Annotated in this window: 24 protein-coding genes; 5 read left to right on the top strand and 19 right to left on the bottom strand. The window is 71.3% G+C overall.

Features of this window, described 5'->3' with window-relative positions; genetic code table 11:
• Positions 1–9: 9 nt before the first annotated feature.
• Genes BJY28_RS05445 through eccCb form a run of 3 tightly spaced genes read left to right on the top strand, consistent with a single transcriptional unit; the run spans position 10 to position 5,108 of the window.
• Positions 10–1,107 carry a P-loop NTPase family protein gene (locus BJY28_RS05445; RefSeq protein ID WP_179462096.1) on the top strand — a complete coding sequence of 366 codons (1,098 nt, stop codon included), beginning with the start codon at positions 10–12 and terminating at the stop codon, positions 1,105–1,107.
• On the top strand, positions 1,104–2,225 hold the full coding sequence (locus BJY28_RS15810; RefSeq protein ID WP_218875202.1) for a hypothetical protein: 1,122 nt from the start codon (positions 1,104–1,106) through the stop codon (positions 2,223–2,225). Before BJY28_RS05445 ends, BJY28_RS15810 begins: the two co-directional genes overlap by 4 nt.
• A gap of 12 nt (positions 2,226–2,237) precedes the next feature.
• A complete protein-coding gene (gene eccCb, locus BJY28_RS05440) occupies positions 2,238–5,108 on the top strand; it encodes a type VII secretion protein EccCb (protein WP_218875200.1) in 2,871 nt (956 codons plus the stop codon).
• 95 nt (positions 5,109–5,203) lie between these two features.
• On the opposite strand, the gene BJY28_RS05435 is transcribed toward eccCb, so the two are convergent.
• The 17 genes from BJY28_RS05435 to BJY28_RS05355 form a co-directional block, all read right to left on the bottom strand.
• On the bottom strand, positions 5,204–5,752 hold the full coding sequence (locus BJY28_RS05435; RefSeq protein ID WP_179462095.1) for a DUF6301 family protein: 549 nt from the start codon (positions 5,750–5,752) through the stop codon (positions 5,204–5,206).
• 9 nt (positions 5,753–5,761) lie between these two features.
• Entirely contained in the window at positions 5,762–6,226 is a 465-nt protein-coding gene (locus tag BJY28_RS05430; RefSeq protein ID WP_179462094.1) for a hypothetical protein, read from the bottom strand.
• 83 nt (positions 6,227–6,309) lie between these two features.
• Entirely contained in the window at positions 6,310–6,846 is a 537-nt protein-coding gene (locus tag BJY28_RS05425) for a TY-Chap domain-containing protein (protein ID WP_179462093.1), read from the bottom strand.
• 29 nt (positions 6,847–6,875) lie between these two features.
• Positions 6,876–8,089, bottom strand: a protein-coding gene (locus tag BJY28_RS05420; protein WP_179462092.1) for an IS3 family transposase whose coding sequence is annotated in 2 segments (ribosomal slippage) — positions 6,876–7,828 and positions 7,828–8,089 — 1,215 coding nt in all. Because the reading frame shifts where the segments join, the coding sequence is not laid out codon by codon here.
• Between the two features lie 81 nt (positions 8,090–8,170).
• The gene (locus BJY28_RS05415) at positions 8,171–8,719 is read right to left on the bottom strand and encodes a DUF6301 family protein (protein WP_246313609.1); all 549 of its coding nucleotides are present in this window, start codon (positions 8,717–8,719) and stop codon (positions 8,171–8,173) included.
• Between the two features lie 9 nt (positions 8,720–8,728).
• Positions 8,729–9,184 carry a hypothetical protein gene (locus BJY28_RS05410; protein ID WP_179462090.1) on the bottom strand — a complete coding sequence of 152 codons (456 nt, stop codon included), beginning with the start codon at positions 9,182–9,184 and terminating at the stop codon, positions 8,729–8,731.
• A 46-nt stretch (positions 9,185–9,230) separates the two neighbouring features.
• The gene (locus BJY28_RS05405) at positions 9,231–9,764 is read right to left on the bottom strand and encodes a TY-Chap domain-containing protein (RefSeq protein WP_179462089.1); all 534 of its coding nucleotides are present in this window, start codon (positions 9,762–9,764) and stop codon (positions 9,231–9,233) included.
• Positions 9,765–9,780: 16 nt separating this feature from the next.
• Positions 9,781–10,329, bottom strand: coding sequence for a DUF6301 family protein (locus BJY28_RS05400; protein ID WP_179462088.1), 549 nt, complete (start codon positions 10,327–10,329; stop codon positions 9,781–9,783).
• A 104-nt stretch (positions 10,330–10,433) separates the two neighbouring features.
• Positions 10,434–11,015 carry a T6SS immunity protein Tdi1 domain-containing protein gene (locus BJY28_RS05395; RefSeq protein ID WP_246313606.1) on the bottom strand — a complete coding sequence of 194 codons (582 nt, stop codon included), beginning with the start codon at positions 11,013–11,015 and terminating at the stop codon, positions 10,434–10,436.
• A gap of 572 nt (positions 11,016–11,587) precedes the next feature.
• Positions 11,588–12,139, bottom strand: coding sequence for a TY-Chap domain-containing protein (locus BJY28_RS05390; protein WP_179462087.1), 552 nt, complete (start codon positions 12,137–12,139; stop codon positions 11,588–11,590).
• Between the two features lie 2 nt (positions 12,140–12,141).
• A complete protein-coding gene (locus BJY28_RS05385) occupies positions 12,142–12,693 on the bottom strand; it encodes a DUF6301 family protein (RefSeq protein WP_281366992.1) in 552 nt (183 codons plus the stop codon).
• A 103-nt stretch (positions 12,694–12,796) separates the two neighbouring features.
• The gene (locus BJY28_RS05380; protein WP_246313606.1) at positions 12,797–13,378 is read right to left on the bottom strand and encodes a T6SS immunity protein Tdi1 domain-containing protein; all 582 of its coding nucleotides are present in this window, start codon (positions 13,376–13,378) and stop codon (positions 12,797–12,799) included.
• Complete coding sequence (locus tag BJY28_RS05375) at positions 13,378–13,737, bottom strand: hypothetical protein (RefSeq protein WP_179462084.1); 360 nt, start codon at positions 13,735–13,737, stop codon at positions 13,378–13,380. Before BJY28_RS05375 ends, BJY28_RS05380 begins: the two co-directional genes overlap by 1 nt.
• Positions 13,738–13,873: 136 nt before the next feature.
• The gene (locus BJY28_RS05370) at positions 13,874–16,381 is read right to left on the bottom strand and encodes a polymorphic toxin type 15 domain-containing protein (protein WP_179462083.1); all 2,508 of its coding nucleotides are present in this window, start codon (positions 16,379–16,381) and stop codon (positions 13,874–13,876) included.
• A complete protein-coding gene (locus tag BJY28_RS05365; protein WP_179462082.1) occupies positions 16,381–16,746 on the bottom strand; it encodes a DUF6507 family protein in 366 nt (121 codons plus the stop codon). Before BJY28_RS05365 ends, BJY28_RS05370 begins: the two co-directional genes overlap by 1 nt.
• 108 nt (positions 16,747–16,854) lie before the next feature.
• Positions 16,855–17,163, bottom strand: a complete 309-nt coding sequence (locus tag BJY28_RS05360) for a pore-forming ESAT-6 family protein (protein WP_179462081.1) — start codon at positions 17,161–17,163, stop codon at positions 16,855–16,857.
• A gap of 34 nt (positions 17,164–17,197) precedes the next feature.
• Positions 17,198–17,533 carry a hypothetical protein gene (locus BJY28_RS05355; protein ID WP_179463968.1) on the bottom strand — a complete coding sequence of 112 codons (336 nt, stop codon included), beginning with the start codon at positions 17,531–17,533 and terminating at the stop codon, positions 17,198–17,200.
• A 157-nt stretch (positions 17,534–17,690) separates the two neighbouring features.
• Here BJY28_RS05355 and BJY28_RS05350 point away from each other — a divergent pair, with 157 nt between their 5' ends.
• The gene (locus tag BJY28_RS05350; protein ID WP_179462080.1) at positions 17,691–19,058 is read left to right on the top strand and encodes a DUF6177 family protein; all 1,368 of its coding nucleotides are present in this window, start codon (positions 17,691–17,693) and stop codon (positions 19,056–19,058) included.
• A gap of 93 nt (positions 19,059–19,151) precedes the next feature.
• Here BJY28_RS05350 and BJY28_RS05345 read toward each other — a convergent pair whose 3' ends face one another.
• On the bottom strand, positions 19,152–19,682 hold the full coding sequence (locus BJY28_RS05345) for a DinB family protein (protein WP_179462079.1): 531 nt from the start codon (positions 19,680–19,682) through the stop codon (positions 19,152–19,154).
• 168 nt (positions 19,683–19,850) lie between these two features.
• Between BJY28_RS05345 and BJY28_RS16125 the strand changes: the two genes are divergently transcribed.
• On the top strand, positions 19,851–21,395 hold the full coding sequence (locus BJY28_RS16125; RefSeq protein ID WP_246313349.1) for an HNH endonuclease signature motif containing protein: 1,545 nt from the start codon (positions 19,851–19,853) through the stop codon (positions 21,393–21,395).
• A 189-nt stretch (positions 21,396–21,584) separates the two neighbouring features.
• On the opposite strand, the gene BJY28_RS05335 is transcribed toward BJY28_RS16125, so the two are convergent.
• Positions 21,585–22,118 (bottom strand): MarR family winged helix-turn-helix transcriptional regulator, encoded by a 534-nt coding sequence (locus tag BJY28_RS05335; RefSeq protein WP_343036980.1) that lies wholly within the window; start codon positions 22,116–22,118, stop codon positions 21,585–21,587.
• Positions 22,119–22,130: the final 12 nt, after the last annotated feature.

Genomic DNA, 22,130 nt, shown 5'->3' with positions numbered 1-22,130 from the left:
GAGGCCGAGATGAGCACTGGACCTGACCAGCCCTGGCAGCCCTCCGCCCTGCGCGGCCCCACGAGCGCCCCGCCGCAGGAGGTGCCGAGCCCTCCGCCCTACCCGCCGCCACCGGCGCCCCCGGAGCAGCCGCCTCAGCAGGCTGCCCCACCAGCCGTGCCCGAGCCCGCACCACCGGCTGCCGGGACCGCACCCCCGCACCCCGCCCAAGCGCCGCTGCCCCCGCAGCCGGCACCGGCCGAGCCACCGCTGCCCCCGCAGACCGCACCTGCCCAGACCCCGGCCGACCCCGACCAGGCGCTGCGCGACCGGCTGACCCGCCGCGCCTCGGACGGCTGGCGGGCCCGGCTGCGCCACCGGGTGAAGGGGGCGCTGAGCTCCGACGACACCCCGCAGCGGCTGGCCGCCGCCTGGCACACCGCGCAGACCCCGGTGGCGACCGGCCGACGCATCTGGGTCGCCGGTGCCCACGGCGGGGCGGCCACGAGCACCCTGGCCGTCGCGCTGGCCCAGGAGCTGCAGGCCCGTCGCCCCGACGGGGTGGCCCTGGTCGACGCCGCGCCCGGCCGCACCGGGCTGGGCGAGCGCCTGGCCCAGCCGGTGACCGGTCCGGTGCGTCCGGACCTGGCGCAGAGCCGCACCTCGTCCACCGGGCCGCTGCTCACCTTCGCCCCGGCGCCGGAGGAGCTGGCCGACGCCGACGAGCTGGCCACCCGGCTGCGGCGCTACGCCGCGCTCACCTTCACCGACGCCGGGCTGGCGCTGCCGACGCAGGCCGACCAGGCGGACGTCATCGTCGTCGCCGCCGCGGCCAGCCTGCGCGGGCTGCGCACGGCCCGTGGCGCGGTGGCCGAGCTGCTCGCGGCCGGCTGGGACGCCTGGCGGATCGTGCTCGTGCTCACCGAGCTGGACCCGCAGAGCGGGATCGGTGCGGCCGAGGCGGCCGAGGCGCTGGCCGGCACCGCCCCGACCCGCGCCCCGGTGGGGCACGACCGGCACCTCGCCGGCGCGGCCGGGATCGTGCCGGGCCACGTCGGGGAGCCCGGCGAGCGCGACCTCGCCGAGGTCGCGGCCGCCGTGGTGAGCCTGGCCGCGAGGCCGGTGTGAGCGTCCGTCTCGTCCACCGGGCGGCCCGCACCACGCCCGCGGCGCCGGGCCCGGCCGACCAGGACATCGAGCGCCCGCCCACCCTGCCGGAGGGGCAGGGCGGCTTCGGGCAGCTCATCATGCTCGTGCCGCTGCTCGGCGCCGGCGCGTCGATGACGGTGATGATGCTCTTCCGCGGGTCGAGCTTCGCCGCGATCGGGGCGCTGATGATGGTGGCGGTGCTCATCAGCTCGGTGGTCATGCTCGTCTCGCAGCGCGGCAAGGCCACCCGGGCGCGGGTCCGCAAGCGCGAGGCCTACCTCTCCTACCTGGAGCGAGCGCGCACGGCGATGCGCTCCGCCGACGCCCGCACCGAGGAGGTCGCCTGGCACAGCGACCCCGCGTGCACCGGGCTGCTGGCGGTGGTCCGCGACCAGGACCGGCTGTGGGAGCGACGCCGCGGCGACGGCGACTTCCTGCAGGCCCGGCTGGGCACCGGACCGATGCCGGTGCGCCGATTCGACGAGCAGGGCGGCGACGACGCCCTCACCGAGACCGACGAGTTCCTGGCCCGCGAGCTCGAGGTCATCCAGCGGCGCTTCACCACCCTCGACGACCTGCCGGTGCGGGTGCCGCTGGAGCGGGCCGGCCACGTGAGCATCGTCGGCGGCCCGGGCTTCCGGACCGCGGCGGTGCGCAATCTGCTCTGCCAGGCGGCCACCTTCGTCTCCCCAGAGGACCTGCACCTGGCCGCGGCGATCGCGCCGGAGCGGCGCCGTCGCTGGGACTGGCTGGCGTGGCTGCCGCACCTGGCCGACCAGCGGCAGGCGACCGCGGAGGGTCCGCAGCGCCGGCTGGCGCCGGACGTGGTGACCCTGGACCGGATGATCCGGGAGGACCTGCGGCGCCGCCGGGCCCGCACCGCGGAGTCCCGCCGGGACCTCACCGGGCGGAAGGGGGCGACCCCGCACGCGACGATGGTCATCGTCGTCGACGTGGACGACCCCACCGAGCAGCCGCTGCTGCTGGGCGACGTCGAGCACGGCCCGGCCGACCTCGGGCTGACCGTGCTGCACCTCGTCGACGACCAGCGCCAGGAGCCCGAGGACGTGCGGATGCGCATCGTGCAGGCGGGCTAGGCCGGCGAGGCGGTGCTGGAGCGCCTGGAGCGCCGCGACAGCGTGCCGGTGCGCCAGGAGGTGCAGCTGGACCGCTTCTCCGCGGCCGAGGCCGAGACGCTGTGCCGGCACCTGGCCGGGCTGCGGCTGTCCGCGGACTCCCTCGAGCACGACGCCTCCAGCCAGGCGCTGCAGGTGACCGGGCTGCTCGGGGTGGACGACGTGGAGCGGATCGACCTGGACGCGCTGTGGGGTCCGCGGCCGCGCACCTCCTTCCTGCGGGTGCCGATCGGCACCGACGACCAGGGCGACCCGGTGATGCTCGACCTCAAGGAGTCGGCACAGTTCGGGATGGGGCCGCACGGGATCTGCGTCGGCGCGACCGGCTCCGGCAAGTCCGAGCTGCTGCGCACGCTGGTGCTGGCGCTGCTGACCTCGCACGGCCCGGACGACCTGGCGATGGTGCTCGTGGACTACAAGGGCGGGGCGACCTTCGCTCCCTTCGCCACGGCTCCGCAGGTGAGCGGGGTGATCACCAACCTCTCCGACGACTCGACGCTCGTCGAGCGGGTCTACGCCAGCCTGGCCGGGGAGGTGCAGCGGCGCCAGCAGATGCTCAAGGATGCCGGCAACCTCTCCGACATCTCCGCCTACCGGCGGCTGCGGCGCGAGCAGGCCGGTGCCGGGGCGTCGCTGCCGCCGATGCCGCACCTGCTGGTGATCATCGACGAGTTCGGCGAGCTGCTGACCGCGCGCCCGGACTTCATCGAGCTCTTCCTCTCGATCGGGCGGATCGGCCGGTCGATCGGGGTGCACCTGCTGCTCAGCAGCCAGCGGATCGAAGGGGGCAAGCTGCGCGGCCTGGACACCTACCTCTCCTACCGGATCGGGCTGCGCACCCTCTCCGAGGCAGAGAGCCGGACGATCCTGGACACCACCGACGCCTACGCGCTGCCGGCGCTGCCCGGCTACGGCTACCTCAAGGTGGACACCACGACCTACACCCGCTTCCGCGCGGGCTACGTCTCCGGGGCCATCCCGGACGACACCGAGGTGGAGGTGGACGAGGCGCCGGTGCTGCGGCCGCTGGCGGACTACCCAGCGATCCCGGTCGAGGACGAGCCGGGGGTCGAGACGACCGAGGCCGACGCGCTGGACGAGGAGCCGACCGGTCCGACGGTGCTGGCGACGGTCATCGACCAGATCGCGCGGCGACCGGCGTCAGGGTCGCCGGTGTGGCTGCCGCCGCTGCCCGAGCAGCTGACCCTGGACCAGGCGGCCGGCCCGGCGGTGGCCACGGCCGAAGGGGTGCGGGTGCCCAGCGCCGGTCCGCTGCGGGTGCCGATCGGGCGGCTGGACGACCCGCGAGGGCAGACCCAGGGGCCGTGGGAGCTGGACCTGGCGGCCGCGGGCGGGCACGTGCTCGTCATCGGGGCGCCGCGCTCGGGCAAGACGACGGTGCTGCGCACGCTGGCGGCGTCGCTGGCGGTGACCCACCGGGTCGAGGAGGCGGTGGTCTACGCGATCGACCTGCTCGGCTCGAACCTCATGGCGCTGGACGGCCTGCCGAACGTGGCCGGCGTGGGGCTGCGCAGCGACCCGGAGGTGGTCCGGCGCACGGTCGAGGAGGTGCACGCGCTGCTGGAGCGTCGCGAGGACCTCTTCCAGCGGCTGCGGGTGGACTCGCTGCCGGCGGCACGGGCGGCGGCCGGCCCGGCGAGCGGGGAGATGCTCGCCGACGTCGTGCTGCTCGTCGACGGCTACGGCCTGGTGGAGGACTTCGCCGGGCTGGAGGAGACCATGCTGACCCTGGTCCGGCGCGGTGGCGGGCTGGGCATCCACGTGGTGGCGACCGCCACCCGGTGGAACGACGTGCGGATGCAGCAGCAGACCTTCTTCGGGACGAAGGTGGAGCTGCGCCTCGCCGATGCCGGCGACTCGGCGGTGGACAGCAAGCTCAGCGCGACGCTGCGGGACGCGCCGGCGGGGCGGGCGCTGCTGCCGGCCCGGCTCTTCGCCCAGGTGGCGCTGCCGCGGGTGGACGGGCGCGCGGACCGCGGGTCGGCGGCCGAGGGGCTGGCCGAGCTGGTGGCCCGGGTGGGCGAGTCGGCGACCTCGACGGCGCCGCGGGTGCGGCTGCTGCCGTCGGTGGTGGCCAGCGGTGACCTGGCGCCGGCGGGCCGGGCCGGGATGGTGCCGCTGGGGCTGCACGAGGCGACCCTGGAGACGGTGACCATCGACCTGGAGGGCACGGACCGGCACGTGCTGGCGCTGGGCGACTCGCAGACCGGGCGGACCTCGCTGCTGCGGCACGTGGTGCAGACGCTGATCGCTCAGCACACCCCGGAGGAGATCGTCTTCGCGGTCATCGACCCGCGTCGGGTGCTGCGCGGGGAGGTGCCTGACGAGTACCTCGGCGGGTATGCCAGCTCGGCGCCGCTGGCGGAGCGGCTGGTGGCGGCGGTGCTGCCGGAGCTGCAGAAGCGGGTGCCGATGCAGGTCGGCGACGAGCCGGAGGAGACCCATCTGCCGAAGATCGTGGTGGTCGTCGACGACTACGAGGTCGTGACGGCGGGGAGCAGCTCGCCGCTGGCGCCGCTGGTCCCCTTCATCTCGATGGCGGCGGAGGTGAACCTGCACGTGCTGCTGACCCGGCGGACCAGCGGCGCCTCGCGCGGGGTCTACGAGTCGGCCTTCATGGCGCTGCGCGACTCCGGTTCGGTGGGGCTGATGTACTCGGGTGACCGCACCGAGGGTCAGCTGCTCGGCAGCGAACGGCCGCAGCGGCTGCCGACGGGCCGGGCCCGGCTGCTGCGGACCGGGGAGCCGACGATCACCGTGCAGGTGGGGCACCGCGAGCAGGCCGACGACGCGCTCGGGGGACGCGGCTTCGGCGACGGCTGACGTGGTCGTCGCCGAGGTGTCGCGGGGGGTGGTGCTCGCTCTGGTCGGCCGAGCCTGCGCTCATGCGGCGGGCGCGACGACCCCGGTCATCGCGTCTAGTTGCCCAGGTTCCGCTCCACCTGCGCCGACTCTGGCGAACTCACCCAGCACGTGACCGAGCCTGCCGATTGCGTGACATCCCACCGGATGCCCCCGTCTGGAAGATCCCATCGCGCCGTGACCAAACTGCTGTCCTCGAGCTTCTCTCGGAGGCGCTTCGACTCACGTAACTCGGGCGTCAGCGCCCGCACCAGCAGCGTGAACCGGTCCCGCAGGAACGCCTCCCACAACCTCTGACCGTCAGCATCCAGCAACTCTTCAGGACGACCCACAACGTCAGTGACCTTGAACGAGAACCCGTGACAGTCCTTGTCGCCGTAGTCCCGCGACAGGGTCACCCCCGGCCGGTTCAGCGGCCACGGCCCCACCGCCGCACCCTTCTCGTCCACCGACCACCCCAGATGCGCCACCCCCAGATCGATCGCCACGTCCTCGGTCATCGGCCACGACGCCGACGCCCAGAACCGCGCCCAGGCCACCACCTCCTCCACGGGAGCCCACGACCACTCACCGACGACCAGCTCAGACCCCATCGGCTCACCCATCAGCACACCTCACCCGTCGCCCTCATCGGTGACCTCACGCTCGACGCCGCCGGCACCGGCGACCGTCGCCACACCCTCCGCGTCAGGACCCACACCCCACCCATCCTCAAAATCGAACCCCGCCACCCGAAACGGCTCCGTCAACACCAGATACGACCCCACACTCAACCGACCCCGCTGGCGAATTGCCTGCGCCGCAACAGTCGCCGCCAGCTGAGTCCGACCAGCAGACCTAGTGTCGTCCGAGAGTTCTGCGAAGTGGCGCGCCACAGGTGCGACCGCCTTGTCGAGCGCGCTAATGAACGTGACTGGGAGTCCAGAGGCCCCCACCTCCTTCACCACCGGCACACGCAGCTTCGATCGCAGCTGTCGCTTCACCACGTCGTGGGCAACCTCGAACAACTGCTTGTCCAGTCCCTCGCACCACTCCAGGAAGCCTGACACCTCCGCCAGCAGCTCTTCGCGACCAGCCACCGACGCCACCACCCTTCGCGCAGAACCCTGTCGACCCAGCAGGACGTTCCCCCGAACCGTGCACCCGCCCGATCCGGCGCGCGCTACTCCATGCCCGGAGGGGCGACCAGCGGCAGACCCAACCGAGGCAACGGCATCGGATACTCCCCCGGATCCAGCTCATCCACCTCCTCGCCCGTGTACGTCACTCCCTGCATCATGACCTCGCGCTCACGCCACGCCGTGTACACCAGGTCATCAGGCGAGCCCACACCGAACGCATCACGCAACGCGGTCACGCACGCCCCCGCCGCCGCCTCCAGCTCAGACGTCAACGCCGGCAGCTCCACCACCTGCGACCACAACGGAAGCTCCCGAGTCGGCGCCTGCCACCCCTGCGCCTCCATCACCTCATCCGCCGACGCCGGGATCAGATCAGCAAACTTCGGCACCTCACGCGACGAGCACTGCATCTCCAACCCCACCGGATGGTCCGCGAACTGCACCACCACCCCCGAGGTCGGCTCACGGATGATCACCCGCCACCGATCACCCACCTCACCCAGCACACCCGCCAACGCACCCTGAAACTCCGACCACTCCACCACGATCACTCCCCTAGACATCACGAGCAACACCATGGGGCTGCCCCCGTTTGGTGGACATCGGTTTAGGCGGCTGGTGCCGCCGTGGTGAGTCCGTGCTCGAAGGCTACGGGGCTGATGTTGCCGAGGGCGGTGTGGCGTCGTCGGCGGTTGTACACGGTCTCGATCCAGTGGGTCACGCTGTGGATCGCGGCGGCTCGGGTGGTGAACTCGTGGCGGTGGTAGTGCTCGGTCTTGAGGGTGGACCAGAAGCTCTCGTGCTGGGCGTTGTCCCAGCACACGCCGGTACGTCCGGCGCTGAGTCGCACGTCCAGGGCGCGGGCGGCGCGCTCGAGCTGGTCGGAGGTGTACTGGCAGCCGCGGTCGGCGTGCAGGATCACCCCGGCCGTGCGGCCGTCACGGAAGGTGACCGCCCGCCGCAGCGCGTCCTCGACGAGGTCGGTGTGCAGGCTGTCGCTGAAGGCGTACCCGAGCACGCGCCGGGAGCAGCCGTCCCGGACCGCGCACAGGTACAGCCAGCCCTGACCGGTGGCCAGGTAGGTGATGTCCGAGGTCCACACCCGGTTCAGCTCGCCCTGGTCGAAGCGGCGCTGGACCAGGTCCGGGATGCGGTGCGGCGCCGCACCGGTGACCGTGGTCGCCGGCCGCCACGCGCGCGGGCTGATGCCCTCGATCCCGTTCGCGCGCATCACCTTCGCGACCGTCTTGCGGGTCACGACCTCACCCGCCGCCCGCAGCTGCGCGGTGATCCGGGGCGCGCCGTACACCCCGTCGGAGTCCTGGTGCGCGCTCACCACCTTCGCGGCCAGATCCCGCAACCGCTGCTCACGCGGCCCCGGCCCAGCCGCCTGGCGGGCGAGCCAGTCGTAGTAGCCCGACCGCGACACCCCCAGCAGCTCGCACATGTCACCGACCGTGGACCGCACACCCTCGGCGCAGGCCTTCTCCGCGTGAATCACTGCGAACGCGGCGTCTGCTCCGACGCCCCCTCCGCCACGAAGAAGGCCGCTGCTTTTTTCAGGAACTCCCGATCCATCCGCAGCTGAGCATTCTCCGCGCGCAACCGCTCCAGCTCGGCACGCTCGTCGAGATCCACCGCCTCCGGCGGCTGATCCATCCGCGCACGCTCCCTGGCCACCCACCGACCCAGCACCTGCTCACCCACACCGATCTGCGCAGCCACCGCCGAGATCGTGCGGCCCGAGTCGATCACCAGACGCGCAGCATCACGCCGGTACTGCGGGGTGTAGCTCTTCCTCTTCGCACCCATAAGGGCCATCCTTCCCTGCCCGACCCAACCAGGCCGAGCCATCAAGATGTCCGCCGAACCGGGGCAACCTCACACCACCGCTAGGTGCGGCTAGTGGCCCAACCGCCGCTCCATAGCTGCCGTCGCCGGCGATGTTAGGTACACCCGGACCGCGCCCTCTGACTGCGTCACATCCCACCGAATCCCCCCGTCCGGCAGATCCCATCGCGCCGTGACCAGCGTGCGCCCTTGGAAGGTCTCGCGGAACCTCTGCGCCTTCCCCAGCTCGGCCTTGTGCGCCCGCACTAGGAGCGTGAACCGGTCCCGCACGAATGCCTTCCACGACTGCTGACCCTCGGCGTCCAACTGCTCGCGATAGCGCGCAACGGAATCAGTGACGTTGAATGAGAAACTGCGGCAATCTTTTGCGCCATACGCCCTCGACAGCGTCACACCAGGCCGGTTCAGCGGCCACGGCCCCACCGCGGCACCCTTCTCGTCCACCGACCAGCCCAGGTGCTCCACCCCCAGATCGATCGCGACATCCTCGGTCATCGGCCACGACGCCGACGCCCAGAACCGCGCCCACCCCGCGACCTCCTCCACCGGAGCCCACGACCACTCACCCACCACCAGATCCGACCCCGTCAACCCGGCCATCAGCACACCTCACCCTTCACACTCGTCGGTGACCTCACGCTCGACGCCGCCGGCACCAGCAGCCGTCACCACACCCTCCGCGCCAGGGCCCACACCCCACCCATCCTCGAAGTCGAAGCCCGCCACCCGGAACGGCTCCGTCAACACCAGGTACGACCCCACACTCAACCGACCCCGCTGATAGATCGCTTGCGCGGCGAAGGTCACCGATGTGCGCACACGACTGAAGGCCAAAGACCCCTCGATCTTGCCTCGGCACGATCGGGCCACGGGCCTCGTCGCACTCACCAGAGACGAGGTGAAGGACGCGGGAACGCCCACTTGACCCTGCTCAGCAACAGCCAAGGACATCTGACCTGACAGATCCAGGATCCGCGTGCGATCGCTGACGACTCTCGTGGCACACGGGCTCGAGTTCTCGCACCACTCAAGGAACCTGGCGACGTCCTCATCGATCCCGCTCATACGCTTCACCTCGCCCCGTGCCCACATGATTTGAGTCTTCCGCTGACTACTCCATGCCCGGAGGCGTGACCAGCGGCAGACCCAGCCCAGGCAACGGCATCGGATACTCCCCCGGATCCAGCTCATCCATCTCTTCGCCCGAGTAGGTCACTCCCTGCATCATGACCTCGCGCTCACGCCACGCCGTGTACTCCAGATCGTCAGGTGAGCCGACACCGAAGGCATCACGCAACGCGGTGATGCACGCCCCCGCTGCCGCCTCGAGCTCGGAGGTCAACGCGGGCAGCTCCACCACCTGCGACCACAACGGCAGCTCCCGGGTCGGCGCCTGCCACCCCTGCGCCTCCATCACCTCATCCGCCGACGCCGGGATCAGATCAGCGAACTTCGGCACCTCGCGCGACGAGCACTGCATCTCCACCCCCGAAGGGTCATCCGCAAACTGCACGAACACCCCCGAGGCCGGCTCGCGGATGATCACCCGCCACCGATCACCCACCTCACCCAGCACACCCGCCAGCGCACCCTGAAACTCCGACCACTCCACCACGATCACCTTCCTGCACATCAAGAGCAACACCCGTTGCTAGGTATCCCTAGTTGCCTGACCGCCGCTCCATCGCTGCCGTCGCTGGCGAACTCAGGTACGCACTCACTGACTGATGAGACTGCGTCACATCCCACCGAATCCCCCCGTCTGGAAGATCCCACCGTGCGGTGACCATGCTGCGCCCCTGAAAGCTCTCTCGTAGCCTCGTGGGCTCACCCAGCTCGGGGGTCAGCGCCCGTACCAAGAGTGTGAACCGGTCCCGCAAGAACGCCTGCCACAACCGCTGAGCTTCAACGTCCAGCTGCTCATGAGGCGAACCCATAACGTCGGTCACCTCGAACGAGAATCCATGACAGTCCTTCGCGCCGTACGCGCGCGACAACGACAGATCCCTCCCGTTCAGCGGCCACGGCGCCACGGCCTCGCCCTGCTCGTCCACCGACCACCCGAGGTGCTCCACCCCCAGATCGATCGCCACACCCTCCGTCATCGGCCACGACGCGCCCGCCCAGAACCGCGCCCACGCCACGATCTCCTCCACCGGAGCCCACGACCACTCCCCGACCACGAGATCCGACCCTGCCGGCTCACCCATCAGCACACCTCACCTTTCACGCTGAGCGACTCTTCAGGACCAGGACGCATCGACCTGGGCCCGAGCCCTGCGCCAGCCTCCGCGTCACAACCGGGTCGAAGGGATCAGGCCGGGGGCAGCGCCAGCTCCGCGCCCACCGCCGGCGGACCAGCCATCGCCAAGATCAACGCGATGTGCTCCCACATCCCGCACCGATCCAGATTCGCCGCCCGCTCCGGACCGCCCAACGCCAACAACGGCACGAACCCGTAGCACTCATCAGGACCCAGCACCCCACCCCGGTCCGCCGCCACAGCCTCCGCGAACACCCCCCGACCGAACACCCCGTCCAGCACCCGCTCGTCCTGCAACCACCCCACCACCTGCGCCAACCCCGCACCCCGAGGCAGCGGCGCCACCACACCCCAGCGGAAGAACACCACGAAGAACATCCCCTGCGCGCTCACCACCAGATCCCCCAACCCGGTCGCGAACAGCACCACCGAGTTCTCCGGCAGCCCGTACACCCCCTCCAGCATCTGCGCCGCCCGACCCGGATCCACCAGCCGCACGAACCCACCCGAGAACGCACACACCCCCGAGCTCTCCCACAGCTGAACCGCACCCTCAGGAGCCCACTGCCCCCACACCACCCGCGACTCGAACGGCACCTCACCAAACGACGCCACCACACCATCACCCAACATCACGACACACCCTCCGAACCATCACCAGAACCACGACCAGAACCGCCGCCACCAACGGAACCGCTGTCGCCCACAGCAGCAGCCGTCACCACACCCTCCGCGTGAGGACCCACACCCCACCCATCCTCGAAGTCGAACCCCGCCACGCGAAATGGCTCCGTCAACACCAGATACGACCCCACACTCAACCGACCCCGCTGATAGATCGCTTGCGCAGCGGAATGCACCGAGGTCTGCACCAACGCTCTCTCTGCCGCATCGTCCACTAGGAGCAGTGCGAGCCGACACCTCACCGTCTCGACACCCTTGAACAGGGCACTGGTGAATGACGCCGGGACACCGGCACCGCGCTGCTCGACGAGCGCTGCTCGGAATCCGGGGTCGCGCTTAACAGATCTGCGCCAGCGCAAAATCTGCCGCGCCGCCGATTCGTCCAGGAGCTCGCACCAGTCCAAGAAAGCAGCGACCTCGGCACCAACTCTAGATTCAGTCACACGGCCTCCTCACCCGAGGTTTCCTGGGCCGGCCATTCCGGAAGGCCAGCGCGAATACCACCGGCGAGCCGGTACTGGCTACTCCATACCCGGAGGGGCGACCAGCGGCAGACCCAGCCGAGGCAACGGCATCGGATACTCACCCGGATCCAGCTCATCCACCTCCTCGCCCGAGTACGTCACTCCCTGCATCATCACCTCGCGCTCACGCCACGCCGTGTACTCCAGATCGTCAGGTGAGCCCACACCGAACGCATCACGCAACGCGATCACGCACGCCCCCGCCGCCGCCTCCAGCTCAGACGTCAACGCCGGCAGCTCCACCACCTGCGACCACAACGGCAGCTCCCGGGTCGGCGCCTGCCACCCCTGCGCCTCCATCACCTCATCCGCGGACGCCGGGATCAGATCAGCGAACTTCGCCACCTCACGCGACGAGCACTGCATCTCCACCCCCGAAGGGTCATCCGCGAACTGCACGAACACCCCCGAGGCCGGCTCACTGATGATCACCCGCCACCGATCACCCACCTCACCCAGCACACCCGCCAACGCACCCTGAAACTCCGACCACTCCACCACAACCAACTCCTTCACACCGACGCGCGAACCCGACAGATGAATGTCCACTGCTAGTGACCCATGTACCGCTCCCGCTCCGCACGATCCGGCGAACTCACAAACACCCGCACCGACCGCTCCGACTGCGTCACATCCCAGCGGATTCCACCGTCCGGCAGCTCCCACCGTGCCCGCGTCAGCACCTCTTCCTCGTCCAGCCTGTCGCGCGACCTTCTCGGCGTCCCCAGCTCGGCCGTCAGCGCCCGCACCAGCAGCGTGAACCGATCCCGCAAGAACGCCTCCCACAGCCGCTGACCCTCACCATCCAGCAGCTCTCCCGGACGCCCGACGACATCCGTCACTTGGAAGGTGAATCCGTAACAGTCATCCGCGCCGTAGTCCCGTGAAAGCGACACTCCAGGCCGGTTCAGCGGCCACGGACTTACCGCCGCACCCTTCTCGTCCACCGACCACCCCAGATGCGCCACCCCCAGGTCGATCGCCACATCCTCGGTCATCGGCCAGGACGCCGATGCCCAGAGCCGGGCCCATGCCACGACCTCCTCCACCGGAGCCCACGACCACTCACCCACCACCAGATCCGAACCCGTCAACCCGGCCATCAGCACACCTCACCCTTCACACATCGGGGCTCGTCAAGACCAGGACGCATCGACCTGATCCCGAGCCCTGCGCGAGCCTCCGCGTCACGACCGGTCGAAGAGGTCAGGCCGGGGGCAGCGCCAGCTCCGCGCCCACCGCCGGCGGACCAGCCATCGCCAGGATCAACGCGATGTGCTCCCACATCCCGCACCGATCCAGATTCGCCGCCCGCTCCGGACCGCCCAACGCCAACAACGGCACGAACCCGTAGCACTCATCAGGACCCAGCACCCCACCCCGGTCCGCCGCCACAGCCTCCGCGAACACCCCCCGACCGAACACCCCGTCCAGCACCCGCTCGTCCTGCAACCACCCCACCACCTGCGCCAGGCCCGCACCCCGAGGCAGCGGCGCCACCACACCCCAGCGGAAGAACACCACGAAGAACATCCCCTGCGCGCTCACCACCAGATCCCCCAACCCGGTCGCGAACAGCACCACCGAGTTCTCCGGCAGCCCGTACACCCCCTCCAGCATCTGCGCCGCCCGACCCGGATCCACCAGCCGCACGAACCCACCCGAGAACGCACACACCCCCGAGCTCTCCCACAGCTGAACCGCACCCTCAGGAGCCCACTGCCCCCACACCACCCGCGACTCGAACGGCACCTCACCAAACGACGCCACCACACCATCACCCAACATCACGACACACCCTCCGAACCATCACCAGAACCACGACCAGAACTGTCGCCACCAACGGAACCGCTGTCGCCTTCAGGAGCAGTCGTCACCACACCCTCCGCATCCGGACCCACACCCCACCCATCCTCGAAGTCGAAACCCGCCACCCGAAACGGCTCCGTCAGCACCAGATACGACCCCACACTCAACCGACCCCGCTGCTGAATCGCGATCGCCGCGAATTCGGTAGACGTCTCGAATAGTGTTGTGTCCACGACATTGTCGAGGTGGAGTTGCGCCTGGCGCGCAACCGGAACGACTCCCTTCGCTAGAGCGCTGTTGAACGAAGCCGGCACTCCCAAGGCGCCCGTTTCGTCCATAGCCGACTGGTAGACGGGGTCTCGCGTCATCAACCTCCGCCACCTCACGACCCATTGGCAGGTTGGCGCATCCAACGCCGTGCACCAGTCGAGAAAGGCACCAACCTCGGAGCCCACCTTTGCCCCACTCATACGATCAACCTCCCAACATGTCCATGGTGCGCACCTCAATCTTGGGCGCCACCCACTGCCACAACGGCTCAGGAATATCCTGCATCTCCTGCGCTAGCGTGGTACGGAGTGGTCTCGCTTCGCCTCTCCATTGGGCGCCGAGGGAGTGGTTCACTCCTCCGTGCCCGTATCCGTCGAAGGACCGCGCGGCGCCGCCAGCGATCATGTCCGGACTGTGCAGGGCCTGGCCCTTCCCGAACCACGGCTCGTCGACCGGCCGCGCCGTCTTGTGGTAGTCGTCGCGCGCGCTACGAGCCTGGCTCTTGTTCGCGTCGTAACTCCTCAAGTTCTCCAGCAGGTCTTTAGCGCTCATCCGGTTCAGCCCGTCCTCCTGCAACCGGGTCTGCCGCAGCATTTCGAGCAGCTCGTGCTTCGGATTGGTGTAACGGAAGGTCACCACTTGCTTGTCCGCCGTCCGCAGCACCCCATCCTCGTCCAGCACCAGCTTCGGCGGCTGCCCGTTCAACGCCTCCTGCACCCACGGATCCTGCAGCACCTCTGGTGGCGCCGGCGGCACCGGATCCGGATGGTTCGGCTGACCATAGATCTTCGGCTCGTCCACCAACCGAGCCCCGTTCGAGCCGTCACCGAGATCGACCCGCGCCTGCGGGCTGTCCGTCATGCGCGCCGCGTCGTCTGCGCTGAACGGGTACCCCTCATCACCCACCCGTGACACCGAGCCGCCAGCGTCCGGGGACGACCCGCCCTCGTCACGTCCGGCGCGGTCCGGCGACCGCTCGGGGGCCGGCGACCGGTCGGCGTCCGACGAGGGGCCACCATCACGACCGGGCCCCTCCCGAGACCCGTCCGGCGACGACCCATCAGGTGACGACGCTGGGCTCCCATCACGAGGACGACCGGCATCCCCGCTGTCAGCGCCGTCGCGCGCACCCTCGGGCCCGTCCACGTCCCGACCGGCCGGACCCTCACCAGGCCGACCATCACCACCGGTCCGGACATCACCGGCATCCGCACCGTCACGCGCCACCGGCCCCGGAGCATCCGGCCCGTCCGAGCCCGCACCCGGGGACCAGCGCCCCTCCGGCGCACCACCCGACGGTGACCCGGTACCCGAGGGCGACGACCCGCCACCCGGAACGTGCGACGGGCTGCCGCCCGGGGACGTCAAGGGCGACGCGCTACTGCCCCGAGAGGTGTCCACGCTCTGCTGCGTCACACCCGGCGAGTCCAGACCTCGCGAGGGAGCCACCGACGACGGCGACGGACCCCCCGCGGGGGCGGCCGCCGGCTGCCAGCGCTGACCCACCCGCGAGGCAGCCTCCTTCGCCCCGCCCAGCTGATCTCGAGCCCAGGTCCCCAGGTCTGAGAAGTCGCTCATGGCCCGACCAGCGGGCGAGGCGGCCCACTTCCTCGCCGCAGCGCCGATCCCTGAGAGGTCGACCTTGGCCGCCTTGGCGAGCTGGTCGTACCGAGAGGCAGCCATCGTCCGCACGGCCCCGCGGGCGGCCAGGCCGGTGCCGCCGGTAACGACTGCCACAGCAACGTCAGGTCCGAACGACCCGATGGTGTGCGCCGTCTCGGCGCCGAAGGTGTCCAGCGAGACCAGTCCTTTACCCATCTCTGCGACACGCGCAGCCGACTCCGCCCTCTCGGTCGGGTCGTGCACGGCCATCCCCAACGGGCTCCCCACGGTCCACAGATCCGTGCCCGTTCGCCACAGGCCCGAGTACATCGCGTCAGCCCGGCCCTGACCGCGTAAGCCGCTCAGATCACCGACCATGCCGACGGTGCTCGTCACGCTCGACGCGGCCCCCTGCACGCCACGCCACAGCCAGATCCCATCATCGCTCCAGTAGGCCGGGCGACCCCAGGGAGACTCGTGGCTGTAGGCGAGCTGCTCGTAGGCGTCGGCGGTCGCGCCGTACTGCAGGTCGTAGCTGACCGAGGTCTCACCGGACAGCTTGTACGGCATCGCACCCCAGATCGCGCCGATCGCGTTGGCGCAGACGATCTCCGCCCGGTCCTTGTCAGACTGCAGCTCAGCGATATCCTCCGCCAGGGCGTCCTCACGCCCGCGCAGCTCTGCCTTGGGCGACTCCTGCCGCTCGCCGTTGCCGTGCTGATACTTCAGCGAGACGTACTCCGGCTCCTTCACCTTGCCCGACTCGATGTCGGCCCGTCCCTGCCGGATGCTCGCCGCCTCGGCGATCAGGTCATCCCGGCGAGACCTCAGCTCCTCCAGCGCGTCGGCGTAGCCGTCGAGAGCCCGCCTGGCCCGGTCCCCCTTCGAGCGGAGCTCACCGGCCACGTCGTCGGGCTTGGCCATCGCCCGCAGCACCTGGCCGGACTCCGGCGCCTCGTAGTGCCCCGCGATGCCGCGCCAGGTGGAGCGGACCTCGCCCGCAGTGACCTCCACGTCTCCCAGGGCCGAGGTCAGCGCCCGGGCCCTGTCCCGGATCGCTGCGGGGTCGTCGAGCTTGACCTCGATCGGGCTCTGTCCGTGGCCGCCCATCAGCTGGTCCCGGAGCCGTCGCTGCCGACCCCCGGCGGTGTGGGATAGCTGGCCTTGGTGGCGTTGCCCTGGGCGGTCTGCGCCATCTGCTCGTGGCCGTCGAGGTAGTGACCCACCGCCTCGGTCGTGCCCATGATCGCGGACGCGGTGTGCCCCTGGATCGTGCCGAGGTCGTCGTACACCACCTCGCTCGCGAAGTCGTCCACCCGCTTCGCGACCAGCTGCGAGTTCGTCAGCACGCCCTGCAGCTCGGCGAAGCCCTCACCGACCTTGGTGACATCACCCTCGTAGCCGTCCGCCTTGCCCGCTGCCCTCTCGATGACCCGGCCCACCGCCGGGCCGTCGATGTCCCACTTCGTCCCCACTGCTGCTCCTGACGTCTGTCCCCGACAACCCCGGTGCGCCCGCGCGCGCACCGATAACGGCCATCCACGCCACACCGGCAGCGCCGGCCTGGCGTGGTGGCCGCCGCGTCAGCCGATGTTCTTGACGGCGTTGCTCGCCCGCGACTGGGTGGTCGTGGCCGTCTCGTCGTTCAACGAGAGCGTGTCCTTGACCAGCGCGATGATCGAGCGCACCTCGCCGGAGGCCTTGCTCCAGCGGTCCTCGACGTGGCGGTACTCCTCGGAGACCCCGTCCGCCTGGAAGTCGGCCATGGCGGTGGCCACCTGCGAGTCCCGCGTGGACATCAGCGACTCCAGCCGACCCACGATCCTGCCGATGTCGCCCTGCACCTCGCCCGAGACGCCGGTGTCGTAGCTGATCCGATCCATCGATGGCATGTCTGCTGCTTCCCCTCTGCTCGTCGATCTGCCGTCAGGCCTGGCCGCTGAAACGGGCCCGGTCGAAGCTGGACTTGCCCTCGGACTGCGAGGCGTTCTGCCCGGCCTCCTCGTCACCGGTGTGGAAGGCGAGGTCCATCTCGCCCTGGCCCTCGAGGATCTTGGCTAGCGAGCTGTTGAGCTCGGCGGCGACCTCGTCGGTGCGCTGCTTGAAGCTGTCGAAGGCGACCCGGCCCCGACCGTTGAACTTGCCCTCCAGCGGCTCCACCGCCCGGACCAGCTCCTTGACCAACGACCCGAGGTCGTCGTGCGAGCCCTGCGTCCCCTTGGAGAGGGTGCCCAGCGTGGTGCTGCCCATGTCGAACTTCATGCCACTCACTTTCCCCTGCTCGTGGGTGCCGGCCCCTCCGGCTACCCGTGCGTCACCATGCAAACCCAGGACCTGGGTGCTCGCAACCGGAACGGCCTCGGAAGTGGTTGCGGTCGAAGGCAACCGGCGCGCGATCGTCGTGCCACGATGACTCGGCATGAGCTACGACCTGGTCGTCACCACCGCCCGTGACATCGATCCGACCAGCCTCGCCATCGCCGTCGACGAGGCCGCCGGGCCGGGCGCCGGGCTGCGGATCGGCGGGGACGACGGGCACGGTCTCGTCGTCGTCGCCGACGCCCACGACCGACCGGTGCTGTGGGTCGGTCCGCCCCGGCCCGTCCACGACCCCGTCGGCGCCGCCCGCCGTCTCGGGATGCGGACGACCAGCGCCGCCGAGACGCGGTGGACCGAGATCTCCACCCTCACCACCGCCGGCCTGCAGCTGGCCCGTCTGGTGGCGGCGAGGGTCGCCGAGCAGGCGGCCGGGCAGGTGCACGACCTGGGCAACCCGCCGGACGAGACCGGCGAAGGGGGACCGCCCCCTGACCACGGTCTCCCCTTCGACGCGGTCGGGAGCGAGGAGGCGGTGCTCGTGCAGCGCCGGCCCGTGCTCTGGCTCAGCCCGTGGCTGCTGCACGCCGTGCGGCGCATCGGCGGCGACCAGCCGCGGCTGGTGCTGCTCACCCCGCCGAGCACCCGGCTCACCCCCGTGCTGGAGCGCTTCGTCGCCAGCGGCGCGGTGCGCTGGGTGGTCGACGACGGCGCCGCCGCCCGGGACGCCGTCACCGGGCAGCCGGTGACGTGGGACGGGGAGCGCTTCGCGGTGGGTGCCGGCGAGGCGGTCCCGGCGCCGGACGGGGAGACGACCCAGCTGGTGGTGGACGTCGAGACCCTGCACCCCTACCCCTCGCCGGCCATCGGGCAGCTCGCCGACCGGGTCGTCGAGATCCTTGGTCTGCCACCGCTCGCCGGGGCCGGGAGACTGGAGCCGGCAGACACCCCGTGGGAGCGCGACCTCATCACCGAGATGGGCCGGCACCTCTCGCCCGAAGGGGTCGACCTCGCCATCTCGGGCGACGGGTGCGACGGCTCGCTGAAGATCCAGCCCCAGCCCGGGGGTGTCACCGAGCGGGTGCACCTGACCGCCACGGTCCCGACCGAGCTGACCACCGACGCGGCGCAGAAAGGGCTGGGGCGTCGCCTGCTCGCGGCCGGCACCCAGCTCGGCTTCGTCGTCCGCCGCACCGGCGCAGCCGACCAGCTCGTCGACGAGGCCGCGATGCGCACCTCCCGGCTCGGGGTGCTCGTGGCGCGGCGCGACCGCTTCCCCGGGGTGCCGACCGCCGAGCTGGACAGCCGCAGCGGCGGGCGGCTCGTCGAGGCGGAGCAGGGCTGGGTGCTGCCCTTCGAGACGGTGGACGCGGCGGGTCTGGGGGAGCAGGCGCGGGCGTGGGGCGCGAGCGTCGATCTCGTCGTCACGCACGACACGCAGGTGGACCGCCCGGAGGAGGTGGCGCGGTGAGGCGTGCTGCGGTGAGTCGACTGCCCTAGGCGAAGGGGTGAGGTTGCCGCGGTGAGGTGTGCCGCGCGGCCCGAGAACCGAGCCGTCTGACCCTCAGTAGCCGGTGCGCCCGTCGATCGCACCGCGGAGCATGTCCATGTGCCCGAGGTGCCGCGCGTACTCCTCGATCAGGTGGCTGAGGATCCAGCGCAGCGAGACGGGCTCGCCGTGCCGCAGCCCCTGGCCGCTGGTGCCGAGGTCGGGCACCGCCGCGACGTGCCGACGGGAGCGCTCGACCTCGACGTCGAAGGTGCGCAGATCCCCTTCGGCGCCCTCGGCCGTCGCCGCGTCGAAGCATGCCTCCGGCGCATCCCGGGTCGAGTAGAGGTCCGGCGTCTCCTGCCCCAGCAGGATGTCGGTGCACCAGTAGCGCTCGACCTCGGCGAGGTGGCGGACCACGCCGAGCAGGCTGAGGCTCGACCCGGGAACCGCCGCCCGGCACAGCTCCTCGCCGGTCAGCCCGGCGACCTTGAGCGGCACCGTCGCCCGGTAGAGCTCGAGCCAGTCGAGGAGGGTCGCCCGTTCGTCCAGTGTCATGTCGAGGTCGGGACGCGTGTCCTCGACCTCCGGTGCCCGCCACGTCATGGCGGCACCCTGGCACACCGTGGCGAGAGCGGCCACGGACTTCTCTGGGGCCGACCGCTGTGTCCAGGCCGGGAGCCGCGTGTCCACAGGGGGCGGGGTCGGCGGCTGCCGGACCACAGCGCCAGCGAGGCCAGCTGGGCTATCGGTGGCCGAACATATGATCGATTCATGTCGATGTCGGCGATGCGTCCGGACGGGGAGCTCCCCGGTTCGGTCGGGGTGCTCGTGGACGAGGTGTGCGCCTCGAACGAGGCGGCGTGGCGGCTGGGTGACGCGGCGGTGGGGGACGCGCTGGCGGAGATCGGACGGTTGCGGCAGCGGCTGGCGGTGGCCGAGGTGGCGTTGGCGCGTGAAGGGGTGGTGCGGGGGCTGCCGAGGGAGGCGGGGTGGAGCGAGCACGACTGGGTGTGCCGGCACGAAGGGCGGTCCGCCCCGGATCCGGAGGTGCGGCATGTGGGGCAGGTGCTGGCGGTGGCGCGGGCGGGGCTGTCGGGGAGCCTGGTGCCGCAGGACATGACCCGACTGGCTGGCGAGGACGGCAGCGGTGGTGGCGGGCCGGCGGGTGTGGGAGACCCGGCGGGGGTGGGGGATGTGCTGGGGGCGTTCTCGGTGGGGGAGCTGTCGTTGGCGTCGGCGGCGCGGTTGGTGCGGTTCGTGGACGAGGTGGCGCCGGTCGCGGACCCGGGGCTGCTGGCCGAGGATCTGGGGCACGTGCTGGCGGCGGCGCGGGATCGCACAGTCCCGGCGGGACCGTGCGACCCGGCTTGGGCGGCTGCCCCCGGCAGCGGTGACGGCCCTGGCGGAGGCCTCGACCCGGACGAGCCGGGTGATGACAGCACGTCCGGCAGCGTCCCGGAGCCGGGGGACGAGACGCACGGCGAGGAGAGGCACGAAGGCGAGGACGGACGGTGCCAGGGGCCGGTCGACAGCGAGCGGCGCATGGTGCGGCGGGCGGGGTTGACCGAGCGGCAGCTGGGGATCGTGCTGGCGCGCACGCGGCGGTTGCTGCGTCCGGCGCGGGATCTGGAGGCGGAGGATCAGCGGTGCCGCGCGGCGCGTCGGCTGCACCGCAGCCCCGCGAGCGGGTCAGGCCTGGTGACCTACCGGGTGACGTTGGACGCCGAGGGGGCCGCGGTCCTGGACAGCGCGCTGGCGGCGCTGTCCGGGCCGGTCCCGGCGGAGGACGGTGCCCCGGATCCGCGGTCGGCGGCGTGGCGCCGCGCGGACGCCCTCCTCGACCTGGTCGGTCGGGCCGTCGCCAGCCCCGTGGGTGCGCAGCCGACCACGAGCAAGGCGCAGGTGATGGTGACGATCCCGCTGGCGACCCTGACCGGGGACAGCCCGCAGGGTGGGGCGGTGACCGGGACCGGGGAGGTCCTCTCGCCCGAGACCGCGCGCCGCCTGGCCTGTGACGCCGGGATCGTCCCGGCCGTCCTGGGCTCGCGGGGGGAGCTGCTCGACATGGGCCGGTCGGTGCGGCTCTTCACCGCCGGGCAGCGCAGGGCCCTGGTCCACCGCGACGGCGGGTGCAGCTACCCGGGGTGCACCATCCCGGCGACCTGGTGCGAGGCGCACCACGTGACCTGGTGGAGCCGCGGCGGGCGCAGCGACCTGGCCAACGCCGCCCTGCTCTGCTCGCGCCACCACACCCACGTCCATGCCCGCGACCTGAGCGCGACCATCACCGCTACCGGCGTCACCTGGCACACCTGACCACCCCGCCCCGCAGCCCGCCCACCACCGGCGGGCGCAGAAGCATGTCCCCCACCACGACAGGCATCTGGCTCGGACGACCAGCACCTCGCGCGCCCGCATCGCGCATCCGAAGGCCATCGGTGAGCTGGAGGCTACGGCGAGCCGGGCTCGGTGCCTGTGATGCCTGCTCCGCACCACGCGCCCGCGTCAGAGCGCGCGGCGCATCGCCTCCGTGGCCCGTTCCAGGTAGCCGCGCACGACCTCCCGCTCATCGACGCTCAGCTCCTCCTCCAGCTGGCGCAGCGCCTCGAACATCGGCATCAGCTCGGCCACCAACGTCTCCCGCCCCGACGCCGAGACCGCCACCACCGTGCGGCGCCGGTCCTGCGGGTGCGCGCTCCGCTCGGCATGACCCCGCGCCACCAGCCGGTCGACGATTCCCGACGCCGCCGCTGTCGTCACGTCCAACGACCGCGCCAGCTCGCTCGGCCCGTGCGGCCCCTCGGCGAGCAGCTCGAGCACCGCCAGCTCGTTGTGCGACAACCCCGTGCGCCGGGCGACGGCACCCGGCACGGCCGCCGACACCACCGTCAGGGCACGCAGCGCCTGCGACGTCGTGCGCTCCCCCGCCGGCGCACCCACGGCACCGTGCCCAGGGTCCTGACCCTCGAGACCACGCCCCGCTGCGCCGTTGGCGCCGACCCCGGACGCTGCGCTACCTTCGCTCACGAGGTATCTCACCTGCTTAGCAAT

Source organism: Janibacter alkaliphilus (assembly GCF_013408565.1).
GTDB lineage: Bacteria > Actinomycetota > Actinomycetes > Actinomycetales > Dermatophilaceae > Janibacter > Janibacter alkaliphilus.
This window is presented reverse-complemented; position numbering and strand designations above follow the sequence as displayed.